This window comes from Paenibacillus sp. UMB4589-SE434, assembly GCF_030226685.1.
In the GTDB taxonomy this organism is placed as follows: Bacteria; Bacillota; Bacilli; order Paenibacillales; family Paenibacillaceae; genus Paenibacillus_B.
The window spans coordinates 1,208,423-1,226,704 of the sequence record NZ_JASOYK010000001.1 but is presented as its reverse complement, the minus strand read 5'-3'; the positions used below and the strand labels follow the sequence as shown (position 1 = coordinate 1,226,704).

The window sequence follows — 18,282 nt, the reverse complement described above, 5'->3', positions numbered from 1 at the left end:
ATTTCCTATGACAGTCAGCTCTGTTTACTCATCCTTAAATCTAGAGGTACGGAAGAGTTAATTTTATTAGGGTCTTCCGTACATACAAACGGAGGAAAATATTTATGTTTAGTTATTACAGCACACTTTGTACTGAAGTCTATGACTTCACCAAACCTGTAGGTTGCTCTTTGAATGGAGATATTGAGTACTACCAAGAACGACTTAAGTCGTGTCAGGGACGTATTTTAGAAGCGGCAGTTGGTTCAGGGCGCTTTATCATTCCACTTCTTGAGGCAGGATATATAGTCGATGGAATTGATTATTCTCCTGAAATGCTAGTTTCTTGTCGTACACGTTGTGAGGAAAGAGGCTTTAAGCCTAATTTGTACGAATGCAAATTACAAAAATTCTCATTGCCATTCACGTATGAAGCGATCATTATACCTACTGGTTCCTTTTGTTTACTTGAAAAGCGAGAGGATTCCCTTGCAGCGTTGAAATGTTTTTATAACCATCTTGTTCCTGGCGGGCGCTTGATTGTTGATCTTCAATTGCCTAACGATTGGAAGCCAGGTGAGATTACGACGTCAACTTTTGCTTTACCTAACGGTGATGGTATTACGATGGAGAACAAATCAATTGAAATGGATTGGCTCAATCAGTTTACCGTATCGTATATAAAGTATGAAAAATGGCGTCAAGGACAGTTGATTCAAACCGAGTTGCAGCGCTTTGCTATTCGTTGGTATGGGATCGAGGAATTTAAGCTTGTTTTAGAACATATTGGATTTTCCGATATTACATGCTCAGCTGATTATGTGTATGGGAAACAACCATCTCATGCAGATCAAATCATTACTTTTGAGGCTGTAAGAAAGTCATAATGCCAAAAGCTTGTTGTCCGATAGGGACAACAAGCTTTTTTTATTACAGCGTTTTGCGCATGAAGCAAGCCACATCAATAACAGCGAATGTCACGGAGACATGATGATGACGATCTTCATTATATACATAGATTGCCCGAGATTTGTATGGCTCTATTTTGGAGGAAGTGGTTAAAAATTTCGGAAGATGTTTCAACAATGAATATTCTCTCTCGTTTGATCATCACACATCTTTGCCATTTTCTCAGTTAAGGTAGTCTTGAACCCGACTTTATGGATTCAGTACACTTTATGATATATTCAAGTAAAGACAAGCTTTATCCATTAACAAAAACCCATTAAAAAGGGAGTACGAACAAATGAATCTAGATATGGTCATGCAAGAGCTTGAAGCCCTCGGCAAGGAACGCACCAAAAAGATATACCTATCCAACGGCGCGCACGAGCCGCTTTTTGGTGTAGCTACAGGCCAGATGAAGCCCATCTTCAGAAAAATAAAACACAATCAATCATTAGCAGAGGAGCTTTATGCTACTGGCAATTATGATGCGATGTACTTTGCTGGAGTCATCGCCGATCCTAAAGCCATGTCTGAGGCGGATTTTGAACGGTGGATTGATAAAGCTTATTTTTATATGCTATCGGATTATGTGGTAGCCGTAACCTTGGCAGAAACGGACATCGCACAAGAGGTGGCTGATAAATGGATTAAAAGTGGTGCAGAGCTTAAAATGTCGGCAGGCTGGAGCTGCTATTGCTGGATGCTCGGCAATCGTCCAGACAGTGAATTTTCGCAAGTGAAAATCGCGGATATGTTGGAACTCGTCAACAATACGATTCATGATGCTCCTGAGCGTACAAAGTACGCGATGAACAATTTTATATACACCGTGGGAGTATCCTATGTGCCACTTCACCACAAGGCGGTCGAGATTGCGAAAGAAGTGGGTCCGGTAGAGGTCAACCGCGAAAGCGGAAAAAGCAAGTTCCTGAACGCATCTGATAATATTCAAAAGGCGATTGATAAAAGTCAGCTTGGTTTCAAACGAAAATATGTTAGGTGTTAGGGAATAAGGGGTAAAAACAGGTGTACGCAGCATCGAAGGACAATATAATAACTTCTTACATTCGTGCTGGGGTCTGCTGCGGAGAATGATTTCTCACTTGCGTGACGGATGAGGGCACCCTCAGAAACTCAGAAATTCCCCGTTGCGCAGGGCCCTACTAATCTGCGAGCTTGGCACAAGATCACTGTTTCCAAATATGTGAAACGAATCAATCCTCACTCTGCATTAGCGGTGGTTTTTTTGATTATTAGGTGAAAATTAGGTAAACTCTGGATGTATGATCACGATAACGAGAATAACCGACATACAAAAAACTAATCTTTTGCATACAAACTTGAATTAACCATCGGTAAAATAGTGTTAAGCAAGCACTAACGATCACGCCGACAATAGGGCAGCCGGAAAAGCCTTGCCATATCATTTGCAGCATAAGCAAACTAACTATTAACCGTACGGCTTAGCATACCGCATTAACTCCTCTCGTAAATTCCGCCAATATATCTGTTCAATAAAGTCCTATCAAAAGAATAGTTGAAGGCAGAAACTTCCTTCCCGCCAAGAAGATTAAATTTATTTACACAAAATCCTTAATATTGATTTCTTCCCAATTTATCTTAATTGTTTCCATCAAAAAAAGATAATACAATTAGAGCGGTTATATAGAGGTAGGAGACTACTTATATAACGAAATGCCGGTACCTGCTTAATGATTGTATGGTTTTGCAGCTTATCCAAAATAACAGCTAATAGTAGCGGGGGGAAGAGAAAACTGCAATGGAAAACAAAGAATTGAAAAGGGGCCTTGAAGCCCGTCATATTCAAATGATTGCTTTAGGCGGTACAATCGGTGTTGGATTATTTATGGGTTCTGCAAGCACAATAAAATGGACAGGTCCGTCCGTCATGCTGGCGTACGCGATTGTCGGGATTTTTATCTTTTTTATTATGCGTGCAATGGGTGAAATGCTGTACGTGGAGCCAAGCACGGGGTCTTTTGCGACCTTTGGTCATAAGTACATTCACCCTTTGGCAGGTTATATGACGGCTTGGAGCAACTGGTTCCAGTGGGTCATTGTTGGTATGGCGGAAATTATTGCCGTTGGGACATATATGAAATACTGGTTCCCGGATTTGCCATCTTGGATACCAGGGATTATCGCAATGGTGATTCTCGGTGCAGCCAACCTGTTTTCCGTTAAATCTTTTGGTGAATTTGAGTTTTGGTTTGCGATGATCAAAATCGTAACCATCGTCTTAATGATTGTAGCCGGGATTGGTCTGATCTTCTTTGGGATTGGCAACGGCGGGAATGCAATTGGGTTATCTAATCTGTGGCAGCATGGGGGCTTTTTTACGGGAGGCTGGACAGGCTTCTTCTTTGCTCTCTCGCTCGTTATTGGGGCATATCAAGGTGTTGAACTTATCGGGATTACAGCGGGCGAAGCAAAAAATCCGCAAAAAACGCTAACAAAAGCGACTCAAAGTATCATTTGGCGCATTTTGATCTTCTATATTGGTGCGATTTTTGTCATCGTGACGGTGTACCCGTGGAATCAGCTGCAAGAGATCGGCAGCCCGTTTGTGGCGACATTTGCGAAAGTCGGCATTACCGCGGCGGCTGGTTTGATTAACTTTGTTGTTATCACGTCTGCTATGTCAGGCTGTAATAGTGGAATATATAGTGCAGGGCGCATGCTTTATACTTTAGGAGTAAATGGACAGGCTCCGAAAATATTTACAAAAATATCCCATAATGGTGTTCCTTTGTTGGGAACGATTGGTGTACTAGTAGGATTGGGTGTAGGTGTAATCTTAAGTTATATTGCACCGGAAAATCTGTTTGTGCATGTATACAGCGCGAGTGTACTTCCTGGTATGGTTCCATGGTTTGTTATTTTAATTAGTCAAATAAATTTCAGGAAAATAAAAGGCAGCGAATTGGATCGACATCCTTTCAAAATGCCGTTTGCCCCGTTTACGAACTATGTAACTATTGCTTTTTTGCTTATGGTATTGGTCGGGATGTGGATTAATGATGATACACGCATGTCCCTTATTACGGGAATTATCTTTCTAGGTATCGTTGTGATCAGCTTTTACGCTTTCGGAGTGAGTAAAGCTGTTCCGATTAGTGACCAACCCGATAATGGAAATACAGATGAAATAAAAAATTAGCAGAAATATATATAAAAAGTGAACCACTCCTATCATCATTCTGGAGTGGTTCACTTTTTATATATGGATGTTGATGTGGTGGCGAAGCCTTTAGTTGAAGCTTTCATTTATAAGAAGTTTCAATACAAATTTGGCCATCCTTGTTCACAAGTTGACACAAATATGTCGAAGTTAAGGAGCGTAATAGCCCTAATGAGTTATAGGAGCAGGCAAATGTTGTTGCTACAATGATTGGTGTTGAGCGGTAGTAAGCAAGGTGGTGAAGGAATGAAAGCAAAAGGAGTTGCTATAGTCACATTTATGATCGTACTGAGCCTGTTAATCGGGTGTTCCAAAGAGGCGCCTGTTCAAGTGGACGACGTAGAAGCCTCGTTAACAACGAACCCGGAAACTATTGTTGCTGGTCGGCCAGTAGAACTGCAAGTTGCCTTTACAGGAATGCAAGTATCAGAGAAAGCAACTGTCACCTTTGATATCCGAGCAGACGACAAGCCCGAGCTGTTTGATGCTGTATATAAGGGAGATAACGTATTTAGCGGATCTTTTACTTTTTCTGATAAAGGAAAATACAGTGTTTATGTTCACCTGTTTGGGAATGATGTGCACCTAACCCGGAAGAAAACGGTCGAAGTCAAATGAGAACATTACCTAACAGTTGGTTCTTGTTTACGTTAATTGTGCTTGCTTTATGTTTACCGTCTGGACACGTTTATGCAGAACAACAACAAACACTGGAGCTCCAACGTTTGTTGGATCAGGCCAAGCCAGGAGACCGTATTGTACTCCAGCCTGGAATGTATGAGGGACCTATTACGATCAACAAGTCTCTTACTTTGCAATCAGCAGAGCCTACTGGCGAAGTTATAGTACGCAACAGCAGTGAGAAGCCAGCAATTACGCTCAAAGCAGACCGTATAACAATTGCTGGATTGCGTATAGTTGATGAAGCCATTAAGGAGTCAGCAAGCATACTCGTTCTAGGTAATCGTTCTGTCCTGGATCGTTTGCAAATCCGTACCGGAGCCCATGGGATTGAAGCCAAAGATGCGCATGAGGGTTCAGTCAATCGTACGACAATTGAATGGGCAGTTGACGACGTGCGAATGGCTGAAAAAGGTAACGGTATTGATCTTTTTAACGCACACCGCTGGCGGATGACAAACAATACAATTCGGGAAGTACATGACGGCATTTATATGGAAAATAGCGATGAAGTGCTCGTTGCAGGCAATGTAATCGAACGCTCGCGTTATGGAATTCACTGTATGTACACCAAGCGAACGGTGATTCAACACAATGAAGGCAAACTGAATGTAACAGGCGCCATGGTGATGGCTGCTGAGCAAGTTGTGGTTACAGGAAATACATTCAGCAAACAAAGCGAAAACGTAAATTCGCAAGGTATTTTGCTTTACGATGCACACGAGACAATGGTGTCAGATAACAAGATTGATGGGAATCGAGTAGGATTGTACGTTGAACAATCAACTGCAAACCGCGTAGAGCGCAATCAGGTTGGCTACAACTTTGTCGGTATTCAATTGTTGGAGTCCAGCGAGAATACGATAACAAGCAATCAATTTTTGGGCAATGTGACGGATGCACAAGCGCGTGATAGCGACAATAACACAATTGCAAGTAACTATTGGGACAGCTTTCGCGGCATTGATACAAATGGGGATGGCAATAGTGAAATTTCATATGCCATCAACCCTTTTTTCCAAGGATTAACCCGAAAGCGAGCGGCCTTTCAATTGTTTTTCCAATCTCCTGGCATGGTTTTTCTAGAAGGCCTCTACCAGACGGAGCGCATTCGCTGGACAACTGACTCATCCCCCTTAATGAGACCACACGCAAATTTTATCCAGACAGGACAACGTGTTGACAAGCTTAAAACTGGACTGACGGGGTTATTATTGATAGCCTGTGCAAGTTTATTATTTTATAAAATGAGGAGACAAAAAATATGAAGAAAATAACGGGACTGATTGCCAATATGTTTGTCCTAATGGTATTGCTTACTGCTTGTGGTGGAGATAAATATGAGCCACAGGCAATTAATGAACAAACAGACCTATGCGCCATTTGTAAGATGGCCGTCAAAGACGACCAGTTCGCAACCCAAGTTATTACGAAGGATGGACAATCACTTAAATTTGACGACCTTGGCTGCTTAAATAAGTGGAAGAAGGAAAATGGAACAGATACGATTGGCGCTGCCTTCGTACGTGACCATAACAGTAAGCAGTGGATTCGTTATGAAAAAGCCTACTATGCTTATGATATTTCCTATAAAACGCCGATGGCTTACGGGATTGTGTCATTTGAGAAAGAAGCAGATACAAAAGCATTCATCGAAGCTCAAGGAAAAGGCAAGCTAATGACAGCGGACGATCTTACCAATCACTCATGGGAAGTAAATCGTAAAATGATGGAAGGTATGGGCGGGCATGGTCATTCTAATTCAGAAGGTGGACATACGAAGTCGGATGACAAGACGACAACAGATAAAAACCACTCGACGGATACGAATAAGCAACAATCGTCCGGAGGTCATGGCGCGTGACTGAGATGAGTTATGTCGCTGCAAGAGAAATGAAAATCGGTTTTCGCAATCCATGGGCCTACTCGTTTACGGCCCTTTTTGCTCTCTTTATGCTCAGCCTCTTGATAATTAATGCGCAAGGTTATGTCAAAGGTTATTCGGGCAGCAGCAGCACGATGCTGAATTTGGCCTTGTATTTGCTGCCCCTAATGGCACTAATGCTTGGTTCTTTTTCATTGACAGGTGAAAAGGAAGAGGGGAACTGGGAGTTATTGTCTACCTATCCATTAGGAACATGGGCTTTTCTTACAGGGAAATTTGCAGGGCTGTCTATTGTGCTGCTGGCAATTGTCGCCTTTGGATTCGGCTTGTCTGGTGCCGCTGGTTCTTTGTTTGGTGGCGGGTTTGATTTTGCGACATATGGGCAGCTGTTGGTATTTTCAATCTGTTTGTCCTTACTTTTTCTCGGTGTGGCCATGCTTATCGGTACAATTGCTCACAATCGCTGGCAGGCGCTTACGATCGGGGTTGGAATCTGGTTCTTTGCCATTATTGCCTGGCCTTCCATTCTTATTGCGATGCTGGGTATGATGCCTTATCCCTGGATCAAACCATCACTTACGTTTTTGACCCTTCTTAACCCTGCCGAGCTGACCCGTCTATTTACCGTTGTTAAATTAGGGGGTGGCTCAACACTTGGACCCGAATATTATAACTGGATGCTTTGGATACGCTCGCCATGGGGAACACCTGCATTTCTGGGCGTACTCGTCATATGGATCGGACTAGCTTTAACAGTTGCCTATCGGTTATGGGAAAGGGAGAGAAGGCGTGGTTGACGAATTGGTACGCTTTGATATGGTTCACAAAGTATTTAAGGAAAAAACGGTAATTGGAAAGGTGGATTTACGTGTTGGCCGTGGTGAAGTGGTGGCTTTGTGCGGTGGCAATGGAGCCGGCAAGAGTACACTGCTGCGCATGCTGGCAGGTATTTTGCACCCGACAAGCGGAGCAATAACTGTGAATGGACTTAGCTGGCAAGCTGACCGACGTCATTATGCACAACAGATCGGTTATATGCCCGACGATTACCGCTTTAGTCTTGGCCTTACAGCATTGGAGACCCTTCATTTTTGGGCCAAGCTTCGTGGGCTGAGCAAGGAACGTGTGCTGGAGGTACTCTCGCTGGTTGGCCTTTCTGATAAGCTGAATAAGCAAGTCTCTTCATTCTCCAAAGGCATGCGGCAGCGCGTTCTATTTGCCCAAGCATTGCTTGCGGCACCTCCGCTTATCGTTATGGATGAGCCGACTAACGGGCTCGACCCCTATTGGATGGAAACGTTCATACATCTTGTTCGTCAGTCAGCCAGTAATGGCCATACCATTCTCTTTTCCACGCATCAACTGCAAATCGCCGAAGCTTTGGCTGATCGAATTGTGTTTCTACGCGATGGTAACATCGTGCTGGATGGAAAGAAGGAGCACATTTATCAAGAGCATGGAGCTGACGGCTTACAGCAATTGTTTGGTGAATTGTTTGGCATACGCTCAGGCTTATAAATTCTGTACATCAAGGAGTTAATGTTGCTATGACAATTCGCAAACTGATTCCATATCTTTTTCTGCTAGTGTTGGTTGGCGGCGGAGTTTACACTCTGATTGAAGCGGATGTCCCCCGAGATAAAGCTGTGCTTGGACAAGCTGCGCCGCTGTTCTCGCTGAAGGATCTACAGGGAGACAACATTGAACTCTCCAGTTATAAAGGAAAAGGTGTGCTGCTTAATTTCTGGGCATCCTGGTGCAATCCATGTGTGAACGAACTGCCCTTATTAAATGAAGCATATAAATTAACGGGCGTTGATGTACTGGCTGTTAATGTTGGAGAAAAGGCCGAAACGGTGCAACAATTTGTAGATCGATATGAGCTTGGATTTCCAGTCGTATTAGATGCTAGCAAAAAGATCAAAAAACAATATCTTGCTATCGGATTGCCGCTTACTTTGGTAATCAATGCTAAAGGTGAACTTATCGAGAGGCACGAAGGGGAGCTGACGGAAATGGTCGACATTTTGAATTTAATGAGGAAGATTAGTGATGATTAAACGGAGGTGGGGATTAAGCGGCGGCCTGCTGCTCGTACTGTTCATCATGCTCTTTGTCCCACTGTCTTTTCAGCCCCCAGGTAATACAAGAATGGTTATTGACCACACACTACGCGTATATATCGCCCCACCTTGTTTTAACGAGGCTGACCTAACCAATAATTTAATCGAGACAACATGGCACAAAGCAGTAGAGACTGGATATGGACCTGAATCCGACTGTACTGCCAACAAGATGAAACCGATGAAGCGTACGCTATGGGATAAAGTTATGGAACTGACAGGACTTATGCCGAATCCTTGGTCGTGGTAAATGATCAAAAGCTTCTGATCCGACCCCGCTTTTTTCTTGATCAATATACAGCTGCTTAAATATATGGAAAGGAGACTAGAACGTTGAACTACAAGCAGATCAAATGGCTGATCCTGATCATCCCCACCTTGACAATTGGTATGTGGGAGTATGTAAGGCATGAGTTTCTCCTTCCCTATATTTCCATGGATCTTGGCAATTGGCTTGCACCTGTACTTGTGTTGTTAGTAACCCTGCTGTTCCTGACAAAATTGTTCTCCATGATCGAGCAAAGCCAGGAAGAGTTAAATCGTGTGAAGGCTGTTCAAGCGGTCCTTGAGGAGCGGGAGAAGATAGCTCGGGAATTGCATGATGGCATCGCACAATCCTTATTTTTCCTGAATACTCAGGTAACACGGATGGAGCGAATGGAGCAGGCAAATGACTTACCGTTAGACAAGCTAAAGGAAAGCGTACATCATACAAACGACTATGTAAGACAAGCAATTGCAAATTTGCGGCATGCAGCGGATGTGGACAGCAACCCCTGGCTTCAAGGAGTAGAAAGCCTGATTGACGAGCTGCGCAGGGAAAGTGATTTGCACTTTGAAATAACATGGAATTTGACCGACTCGATTCTCTCTTCTAAAGAAAAAGTAGAATTATTGTCCATCATCCGCGAAGCACTGCTTAATATTCATAAGCATGCGGATGCAACCAGTGTCTGTGTACATACATCAACGACCAATACAGGTTGGCTCTGCCAGATCACGGACAACGGAAAAGGCTTTAATCTAGAGACAACGAACAGAGGAAACTGCTACGGTCTTAAGATGATGCAGGATCGTGCTGACAAGATGTCTTGGAAATTATATATCGACAGATTCAATGAGCAAACGAGGGTTTCGATTACAAAGGGGGCGACTTGAAATGTCAACGTTTCGTGTACTGATCATAGATGACAGCGAAATGGCTAGAGAAGGAATGCGGATGATTCTGGATAGTGACCCCGTATTTGAAGTAGTAGCCGAGGGGAGCAGCGGTGAAGAGGCTCTTATACTCAGTGAGCAGTGGATGCCCGATCTTATTCTGATGGATATTCAAATGCCAGGTATGGGGGGACTAGAAGCCACTAAGCGCTTAAAGGAAAAATTTCCGTATGTCAAAGTGGTCATGGTTACTGTTTCGGATGATATTACCCATTTATTTGATGCCTTAAAGAAGGGGGCTCAAGGCTACTTATTAAAAAATTTGAACCCCGAGGCTTGGCACGAATATTTGAAAGCAATTGCCGTTGATGAGGCGCCAATGACACGCGAACTGGCTTTTCGTATTCTAAAAGAATTGTCGCCAATGGGAGGGGGCGAAGCTCAGGACAGTCCGTTAACTAGCAGGGAACATGAAATACTGAGCTTCGTTGCCAAAGGGCTCAGTAACAAAGAAATTTCATGCAGGCTTGATATCTCGGAACATACTGTCAAAAATCATTTGAAAAATATCCTCCAGAAGCTCCATTTAGAAAATCGAGTCCAGTTGGCACGCTATGCCTATGAACATGGGTGGATGAACAAGCGTGAGTAATGCACGAAAGGAGATTACAGGATCTCAGAGGTCTTAATAATGTTCTCGCTTTGAGCTCGATCTTTGCGCATTAAATTAATATTGGCATATTGCAATTTAAATCTATTGCTGCACCATAAAATCCTTTAAACTAATAGACAATGGTGGACTTTTCCAGCAAAGAATAGGAGGCTCTAAAGGAGGAGAGTATTAAATGGCAGCTCATCAGGATGAGAACAATCAGTACGCTAATTGGAGCGACAGTTCCAATGAGATCTCGGATAACGACATATCGCGTCAAGTTTTGATCGTGGACCGTCTCAGCGTCATTGTCCAAAAAGACAAAATTTGCAGGACACTTCTTCACGAGCTTTCATTTTCCATTAACGAAGGGGAAACATTGGCGCTTATAGGCGAGAGCGGGAGCGGGAAGAGCATAACTGCAAGCGCCATAGCGGGCTTGATGCCAAATGGAGTCCATATTGGAGGCGGGAATATTTTATTTCAAGGTGAGTCGATAGTAGACTGGCCCGAAAAGAAAAAGAGGCAATGGAGAGGAAGGCAGATTGGTTGGATCTTTCAAGATTATCAAGGCAGCTTTTCTCCATTTTTTCCATTAGGTCGGCAGTTGAGTGTAATAATTCGAACCCATCTGAAGCAGCTCTCTTACCGGGAAGCCAAAGAACTGGCGCTGACTTGGCTGGACAAAGTTGCGCTGCCACCTGAGCGTACCTATACAAGCTACCCATTCCAATTAAGTGGTGGACAACAACAGCGCGTATCTCTTGCTGCGGCACTTATGCTGAAACCAGCGCTACTTATCGCGGACGAACCGACAACCGCCTTGGACGCACTGACCGGGGAAAGGGTACTGGAGTTAATGTCGGAGCTGCAACGGCAGACCGGATGCGCAATGCTGCTTATTTCGCATGATCTGCGACAAGTTATGAAGCGGGCGCATCGCATCCTAGTTATGAAAGAAGGACGTATCGTAGAGTCGGGGGATGCCGTGAATATTCGCAATCATACGAAGCATCCGTACACCCGTCAACTGCTGGTGTCGTGTCCAAAGCTGAAAAACCCTGCTGAATCTGTACCCAAGTAGCTATCACATAAAGGTTCTGTGACACTAGACAGCGGTACTGCTAAGGAGGCAAATGCCAGATGAATGTATTACTTTCCGTGAACGGGTTATCCAAAATGTACTACGGTTCAAAAGGAAAAGGAACGATTGATGTCATACAGAATATATCCTTTCATATCGATAAGGGAGAATGTCTAGGACTTGTGGGAGAGAGCGGCTGTGGAAAAAGCACTCTTGCAAAGCTTCTTTTGTTATTGGAGCACCCGGATTGTGGAGAAATATCGTTTAATGGATCGCTGCTAAAAGGACTCAAAGGAAAGGCTTTACGTACGATGCGGCAGCATATACAAGGGGTTTTTCAAGACCCCAACGCCTCACTTAATGATCGTCTGCCAGTATGGCGGTCCGTCTTAGAGCCGCTCGACAATTATCCAGAGGTGGTTCCGCCGTTTCTCTCTGATATAAGAAACTCCAGACGGAAGGCCGCTGGGAGATTATTTGACATGGTAGGACTGGAACTCGCTTGCATGGAACGTTATCCGCATGAGCTTAGCGGTGGACAGCGACAGCGGGTTGTAATAGCACGTGGAATCAGCCTGCTTCCCAAGCTGCTTATTTGCGATGAAGCCACCACGAGTCTTGACGTTACTGTACAGTCGCAAATCTTGCAGCTGCTCGATCAATTGCGTCTCGAGCTAGGGCTAGCTTATTTGTTTATTTCTCATGATATCGCCGTCGTGGAGCAAATGAGCGACCGAATCCTGATTATGCAAGCAGGAATGATTGTGGACCAGTTTGCCAAAAGTAAGATTTGGAGTAAAGATCGCCATCCCTACACTCAACTGCTCATCGCTGCCGCACGCAGCTAGTGTATTACACAGTAATTTCACCATATTTTGAATATTTAGGAGCTATGGATGGCTTGACTGTGGTCTTAACCCAAATCTGCTTAAGGCATACTAGCGAAATATAGCCCGTTTTAGCTATACAAGTGCGTTTAGAAGTCTTGTATAATTACGGTTGTGAAATGGTTGTTATTACCATATATTATACTATCCGATGAAACGGGGGGAAATTGTGTGAAGCAGAAGTACGCCTTGCTGCTTGCCTTGCAGTCGTTTGAATTTGAAATTCATCGATTAAGGGCCTATTCGGAAGAATGTCCAGACTGCTACGAGTTATTGCAATCGAAGCTGGACGCTTTATGTCAGTTCATGACATCTGATGAAAATGAAGCGCTGTGGAGGCAATGGGGAAACACGGAGGAGATCAGGCAGCATGGAGAGCGGGTTCGCTCCGCATCTAATCAGGCGTTATGTTATTTGGAAAAGTATCAATCTTCTCAATTACTGAGTCAAAAAACGAGCATAAGTGAATATCTTTCAATTCTCTCTTCCACAGTAAGACGTGAACTGCTATTGTTCGGTATGGACTCGTCGTCCAAAATTTTGTTTATCGGGTCCGGCGCATTTCCTGTATCTGCGTTGACGATGGCGCAAGAAACCGGTGCGAAAGTATTTTGCTTGGATACGGACGAAGAAGCCGTTGCACTCGGAAAAAGGGTTACTGAAGCAGTTGGCTTGATAACCAGTCTCACGTTCTCTGGCTGTTATCAGGCAGGATTAAGCTTCCTTGAACAGGCTACACATGTCGTTGTTGCTTCTCTGGTCGACGACAAACATGAGCTGCTGGGAAAGCTGCAGCAATCGGCTCATGAAGATGTCAAAATAATCGTAAGATACGGCAACGGATTAAAGTCAATCTTCAACTTTCCTTTCGATGTTGAGCATTCTGATGAATGGGAGATTACCCCAATCGTGCATGGAAAAAGGATTTACGATACGGTCATGCTGCAACGGAAAAGAGTTAGAGAAATGGAGGTGACACAGGGAGGATGACGAATCCACACCTTAAACCATTCGGCAATACATTAATCATTGGCGTTGGGCCAGCTGGTATTCATGCGGCAGTAGATTGGAGCAAGCAATCCAATCAGGTAGGCTTGCTCAATCGAAAAGGAACTCGTGCAGATCAGATCCAGCAGGAGCTCGAACACAATCATTATGCGATTTATGCCGATCTGCAAACTCCGCAAGCCCGGCATTTATCTGGTGGTACGATTGTAAGTCGCTTCTATAACGGGTATGCAGATGTTGAGGATATATGGCACACCCTTGTTTTATGCACACCGAGCGACAGCTACACCCGAGTCATTCAACAATTAGATCTGGAAGCGATGAAACAGCTGCGTACCATTGTTCTTATCTCCCCAGGCATCGGATCGAATCTTCTACTGCAAAGTACACTCGGCCATTTTGCAGCTTCTATTGAGCTTATCAGCTTTTCTACCTATTATGCCTCTTCAAGATTTCCATCCCACGAAAATACGATGTTAAAAACCGTTGTAAAAGGCATGAAACGAAAAATATTTGTAGCTTCGAATCGCAAAGACAGCAAAGTCACGCAAACCATTAAAGCTTTGCTCGAAGCTCAAACCATACAGTGTGAGTTAGCAGCATCGCCTATCGAAGCAGAGAGCCGCAGTATAACAACCTATGTGCATCCGCCTTTTTTTATCAACGATTATTCGTTAAACGAAATCTTCGGCTCGCATATCTCTCGCAAATACTTGTATAAGCTGTATCCGGAGGGGCCGATTACACAGCATACGATTCGCAGTATGATTCTGCTGTGGAAGGAGATATCACAGCTTCTCTTATTGTTTGGTGTAAAGCCGATGAATTTGCTGAAATTTCTGAATGACGATAATTATCCGGTTCATGAGACAACACTGTCGCGAGCTGATATCGAAGGCTTCCCCCAAATGGAGCCAGTCCAGCAAGAATATATGCTCTATATCCGTTATTCTTCCATTCTGATTGATCCATTCTCAGAACCGGACGAGCAAGGAAAATATGTAGACTTTTCCGCAATTCCTTACAAACAGGCTGAGGTTGATGAAAACGGCTCTTGGTCCATTCCACGAATCCCGTATGAGGATTATAAGAGACTGAAGTTGCTGTGCAGCTTGGGGCAGCTGCTAGGTGTGCATATGAAGCATTCACTTGCATTAGTTGAGCTTTTTGAAAGAAAGCTGTCCGCCTTTATAGAAGAGAAAGGTGCAAACAGGTTCGCTTCTGATCGGATGACGGATGATACAGGCGAGCAAGCGGCAATGATCCTTCTTATCTTTCAGGAACAGGAGGGAGAGGCATGCTTGGACAATACGTAAACTTTCTGCGCAATAGAGGGGCAATGATCGCTTTGTTATGCTGCATGATTCTTCTCACCAGTTGTAGTGACAATACGCAGAAGACAGAGGGGAACGAGCTAGGTGAGAAGAGCGTAACCATTCTACACAGCTTGCCTAATGAGTCACTTGATCCCCACAATGAATGGATTGCCTTGAGAGCGGGTATAACCGAAACACTGCTTCGCCTTGACGACAACATGCAGGTCGCTCCTTGGCTTGCTGTCAAATGGGAAGCCAAGGATGACCATACCTGGCAATTTATAATTCGAGACGGGGTCACTTTTCAGGATGGTACTAAGCTTGACGCCGCAGCCGCTAAAGCCTCCTTCGAGAGGGCAATTGCAGATAGTAAGGCGCTTGCTGCTGCATTAAAAATTCAGAACATGGAAGCGAGCGGACAAGTGATTACTTTTACAACGTCGGAACCGCATCCGGCTTTTGCAACGGAGCTTGTTCATCCCACGGCAAGTATTGTCAGTATAACGGCTGAAAATAAAATGGGGAAGGCGGCCTTTAATAAAGCACCTGTTGGGACGGGGCCCTTTCAGGTCAACGGTTATATTCCCGGGCAGGAAATATCGCTGTCTCGATTTGACGGATATTGGGACGGAAAGGCGAAGCTGAGCGCAGTCAAGTTTTTGTTTAATGCGGATGCGAACGTCAGGACGCTGGCTTTTCAGTCAAAGCATGCGGATATTGTGTATCATTTGGCACCAGAGGCGCTGGGGACGATTGGTCAAGATCCTCAGCTAGCGGTTCAATCGGTACCCAGTCTTCGTACCCATTACTTTACCTATAATCCGAAAAGCACGAGCGTATCGGATATTCTAGTAAGAAAGGCTATCGACAAGCTGATTGATCGGGACACGATCGTAAAAGACATAATGCTGGGCCATGCCAATCCTTCTAACGGTCCCTTTCATTCGTTGCTTCCGTTCGGCAACAAGGGTGGATACACAAAGTTCAATCCACAGGAAGCGCTTACGCTGTTGGCGAGTGCAGGATATAAAAGCAATATGAATGGAAAAATGGAAAAGAACGGGAATGTGCTTCAATTAAAGCTGATCGCTTTCTCCGGAATCAATCCCGAACTGCCTCTAATTCCATTGCTGCTCCAATCCGAAGCCGCCAAAATTGGAGTTGATATTCAAATATTATCGGTCGAGTATCCGGACGTCTATATAAAGGATCACACCGATTGGGATTTGTCGACATCTAGTTATTTGACTTCCCCTCGTGGAGACGGAGCCTCCTTCATTAATGCTGCATATGTACCTGGAGGTTCTTACAATCCGGCTAACATTCGATTGGACCAGCTTGATCCGATTGTAAAAGAGCTTAACGCAACTAGCGATGTACAAACACGTAATCATTTGACACAGAAAGCTGTTCAGGTCATTAACGAAGCGAATGTACATTCCTTCATTATTCATCCGAATATATTGGTGGGCGTCAATCAACGCGTATTGAATTGGAAGCCAGGTGCTGAAGAATTTTACATTGTGACGAATAAAATGGATGTGCGCTAAAATGTTTAGGCATGCGGGATTCAGGCTGCTTCAGCTCGTGCTGATGCTTGTTGTATTAAGTCTAGTTACTTTTGTTCTAATGAAAATGGCGCCGGGCGATCCTGTGCTTGCCATATTGAAGGCTGACGAAAGGCCGGTCACAGAAGCCAATCAGCTCACTGTTCGCCAAGCGCTAGGACTTGATAAGCCTCTTTACCAACAGTATGGAGACTGGGTTGCACAAGTTGCTCGGCTCGATATGGGTCGATCCTATACAACCAATCAGGACGTTTGGCAGCTATTAACTGAACGCTTGCCTGCAACCGCATCATTGATGCTCAGCTCTATGCTTGCGCTGCTTGTCTTTGCAGTTCCTCTCGGGCTGCTCGCTGCAGTCTATTATGGCCGTTCTGTCGATCATGCCAGCCGGATCATTGCTCTGCTCGGTGCGTCTATCCCCAGCTTTTGGCTTGGCTTGCTGCTTATCTATCTTTTTGCCTATCGATTAAGCTGGCTGCCAATGATGGGGGGAGGAAGCTTACGCCATCTCATCTTACCCTCCGTTACGCTTGGATTTGTCATGGCTCCGGAATATATCCGGCTGCTGCGTGCAGGTCTGCTGGAAGGTCTTTCGCAGGAGTATATCCGTGCGGCCCGAGCCAGAGGTATTCGAGAATGGAGGGTAACAGCCATATATGCGATGCGTCCTGCCTTACTGCCTGTTGTATCTCTGCTTGGTATGAGCATGGGAGCATTGATGGCCGGATCTGTCGTGACGGAGTCTCTGTTTGGCTGGCCAGGGCTTGGCAGCATGGCGATGGAGGCCATTGCACAACGAAATTATCCGGTTATTCAAGGCTATATCCTTCTAACCGGATTATTTATTGGACTTGCGAATTGGTTATCCGACGTTGGCTTAATGCTGTTAGATCCGAAAATCCGACATGAGAAGGGGATGAGCGCTTGAAATCTGAGGGTCCTATAAACGTGGTAACCTATAGAGCATATTCCTCATGGCGCAGCATACGACGCAGCCCAATCATGGGGATTGGCATGGGAATTGCAGGACTAGTCCTGTTGGTTGCTTTGTTAAGTCCATGGCTTACGATTAATGATCCGGTGTTCGTACAAATGTCGCAGCGACTACGTGCACCAAGCATGGAATATCCGCTTGGCACGGATCATCTGGGCCGCTGCATCTTATCCAGATTAGTGGCAGGTACTCGTCAAACGGTGGGGTTGTCGTTCTGTGCCAGTGCTGTCGTTATGATTATCGGAGTACCGATTGGCCTTATTGCAGGCTTTGCCAAAGGGTTTTTGGACGCATTGCTGATGCGTTTGGCCGATGCTGCTGGCGCAGTGCCTGAGTTTTTGCTTGCTATTGCCGTAGCTGGGTTTCTTGGCCCAGGTCTTGTGAATACAATCTTGGCAATTGCTTGTGTGAAGTGGATTGGCTACGCTCGGCTCGTACGAGGGATAGCCATATCGGAGTGCAAGAAAGACTATATCCATGCCTCCATTGTAGCCGGCAGTGGGGGCTGGGCCATTATCAGAAGGCACTTGCTTCGTCAAATGGCATCTCCATTGGCAATTATGGCCGCGGCGGATGTGGGGAAAACGATATTGCTTATTTCGGCACTATCCTACCTTGGTCTTGGGGCACAGCCCCCGTCCCCAGAATGGGGAGCCATGCTGAGCGATGGCAGGCCTTATTTTCAGATAGCACCAGAACAGATGATATATCCCGGCCTATGTATTATGATCATTGTGCTGGCATGCAACCTTGTAAGCGACGGCTTACGGGATCTAATGGATGTGCGTGCCAGATAA

19 protein-coding genes are annotated in these 18,282 nt (G+C 44.8%); all 19 read left to right on the top strand.

What is annotated here, in order from left to right; all coding sequences use genetic code 11:
* Positions 1 to 104: 104 nt before the first annotated feature.
* The 19 genes from QP775_RS05250 to nikC all read left to right on the top strand — a co-directional run bounded on the left by QP775_RS05250 (position 105) and on the right by nikC (position 18,282).
* On the top strand, positions 105 to 866 hold the full coding sequence (locus QP775_RS05250; protein ID WP_285104208.1) for a class I SAM-dependent methyltransferase: 762 nt from the start codon (positions 105 to 107) through the stop codon (positions 864 to 866).
* Positions 867 to 1,225: 359 nt separating this feature from the next.
* Positions 1,226 to 1,933, top strand: coding sequence for a DNA alkylation repair protein (locus tag QP775_RS05245; RefSeq protein WP_285104206.1), 708 nt, complete (start codon positions 1,226 to 1,228; stop codon positions 1,931 to 1,933).
* 774 nt (positions 1,934 to 2,707) lie between these two features.
* Complete coding sequence (locus tag QP775_RS05240; RefSeq protein WP_285104204.1) at positions 2,708 to 4,108, top strand: amino acid permease; 1,401 nt, start codon at positions 2,708 to 2,710, stop codon at positions 4,106 to 4,108.
* 267 nt (positions 4,109 to 4,375) lie between these two features.
* Positions 4,376 to 4,747: a hypothetical protein gene (locus tag QP775_RS05235; RefSeq protein WP_285104202.1), complete on the top strand. Its 372-nt coding sequence runs from the start codon at positions 4,376 to 4,378 to the stop codon at positions 4,745 to 4,747.
* A complete protein-coding gene (locus tag QP775_RS05230) occupies positions 4,744 to 6,078 on the top strand; it encodes a right-handed parallel beta-helix repeat-containing protein (protein ID WP_285104200.1) in 1,335 nt (444 codons plus the stop codon). Before QP775_RS05235 ends, QP775_RS05230 begins: the two co-directional genes overlap by 4 nt.
* The gene (locus QP775_RS05225; RefSeq protein ID WP_285104198.1) at positions 6,075 to 6,674 is read left to right on the top strand and encodes a nitrous oxide reductase accessory protein NosL; all 600 of its coding nucleotides are present in this window, start codon (positions 6,075 to 6,077) and stop codon (positions 6,672 to 6,674) included. The genes QP775_RS05230 and QP775_RS05225 overlap by 4 nt, the downstream gene beginning before the upstream one ends.
* Positions 6,671 to 7,492, top strand: coding sequence for an ABC transporter permease (locus QP775_RS05220; protein ID WP_285104196.1), 822 nt, complete (start codon positions 6,671 to 6,673; stop codon positions 7,490 to 7,492). Before QP775_RS05225 ends, QP775_RS05220 begins: the two co-directional genes overlap by 4 nt.
* A complete protein-coding gene (locus QP775_RS05215; RefSeq protein ID WP_285104194.1) occupies positions 7,485 to 8,213 on the top strand; it encodes an ABC transporter ATP-binding protein in 729 nt (242 codons plus the stop codon). The genes QP775_RS05220 and QP775_RS05215 overlap by 8 nt, the downstream gene beginning before the upstream one ends.
* Positions 8,214 to 8,242: 29 nt before the next feature.
* The gene (locus tag QP775_RS05210; protein WP_285104192.1) at positions 8,243 to 8,755 is read left to right on the top strand and encodes a redoxin domain-containing protein; all 513 of its coding nucleotides are present in this window, start codon (positions 8,243 to 8,245) and stop codon (positions 8,753 to 8,755) included.
* Entirely contained in the window at positions 8,748 to 9,068 is a 321-nt protein-coding gene (locus QP775_RS05205; RefSeq protein WP_285104190.1) for a hypothetical protein, read from the top strand. Before QP775_RS05210 ends, QP775_RS05205 begins: the two co-directional genes overlap by 8 nt.
* Before the next feature lie 83 nt (positions 9,069 to 9,151).
* Complete coding sequence (locus tag QP775_RS05200) at positions 9,152 to 9,976, top strand: sensor histidine kinase (RefSeq protein ID WP_285104188.1); 825 nt, start codon at positions 9,152 to 9,154, stop codon at positions 9,974 to 9,976.
* Position 9,977: 1 nt separating this feature from the next.
* Complete coding sequence (locus QP775_RS05195; RefSeq protein ID WP_285104186.1) at positions 9,978 to 10,628, top strand: response regulator; 651 nt, start codon at positions 9,978 to 9,980, stop codon at positions 10,626 to 10,628.
* A gap of 193 nt (positions 10,629 to 10,821) precedes the next feature.
* Positions 10,822 to 11,712 carry an ATP-binding cassette domain-containing protein gene (locus QP775_RS05190; RefSeq protein WP_285104184.1) on the top strand — a complete coding sequence of 297 codons (891 nt, stop codon included), beginning with the start codon at positions 10,822 to 10,824 and terminating at the stop codon, positions 11,710 to 11,712.
* 59 nt (positions 11,713 to 11,771) lie between these two features.
* Complete coding sequence (locus tag QP775_RS05185) at positions 11,772 to 12,560, top strand: ABC transporter ATP-binding protein (RefSeq protein ID WP_285104182.1); 789 nt, start codon at positions 11,772 to 11,774, stop codon at positions 12,558 to 12,560.
* Between the two features lie 210 nt (positions 12,561 to 12,770).
* A complete protein-coding gene (locus tag QP775_RS05180; protein WP_285104180.1) occupies positions 12,771 to 13,589 on the top strand; it encodes a nicotianamine synthase family protein in 819 nt (272 codons plus the stop codon).
* Positions 13,586 to 14,923 (top strand): opine metallophore biosynthesis dehydrogenase, encoded by a 1,338-nt coding sequence (locus QP775_RS05175; RefSeq protein WP_285104178.1) that lies wholly within the window; start codon positions 13,586 to 13,588, stop codon positions 14,921 to 14,923. Before QP775_RS05180 ends, QP775_RS05175 begins: the two co-directional genes overlap by 4 nt.
* Entirely contained in the window at positions 14,905 to 16,473 is a 1,569-nt protein-coding gene (nikA, locus tag QP775_RS05170) for a nickel ABC transporter substrate-binding protein (protein ID WP_285104176.1), read from the top strand. The genes QP775_RS05175 and nikA overlap by 19 nt, the downstream gene beginning before the upstream one ends.
* Positions 16,463 to 17,419, top strand: a complete 957-nt coding sequence (gene nikB, locus QP775_RS05165) for a nickel ABC transporter permease (RefSeq protein ID WP_285104174.1) — start codon at positions 16,463 to 16,465, stop codon at positions 17,417 to 17,419. The genes nikA and nikB overlap by 11 nt, the downstream gene beginning before the upstream one ends.
* On the top strand, positions 17,416 to 18,282 hold the full coding sequence (gene nikC, locus QP775_RS05160) for a nickel transporter permease (RefSeq protein WP_285104172.1): 867 nt from the start codon (positions 17,416 to 17,418) through the stop codon (positions 18,280 to 18,282). The genes nikB and nikC overlap by 4 nt, the downstream gene beginning before the upstream one ends.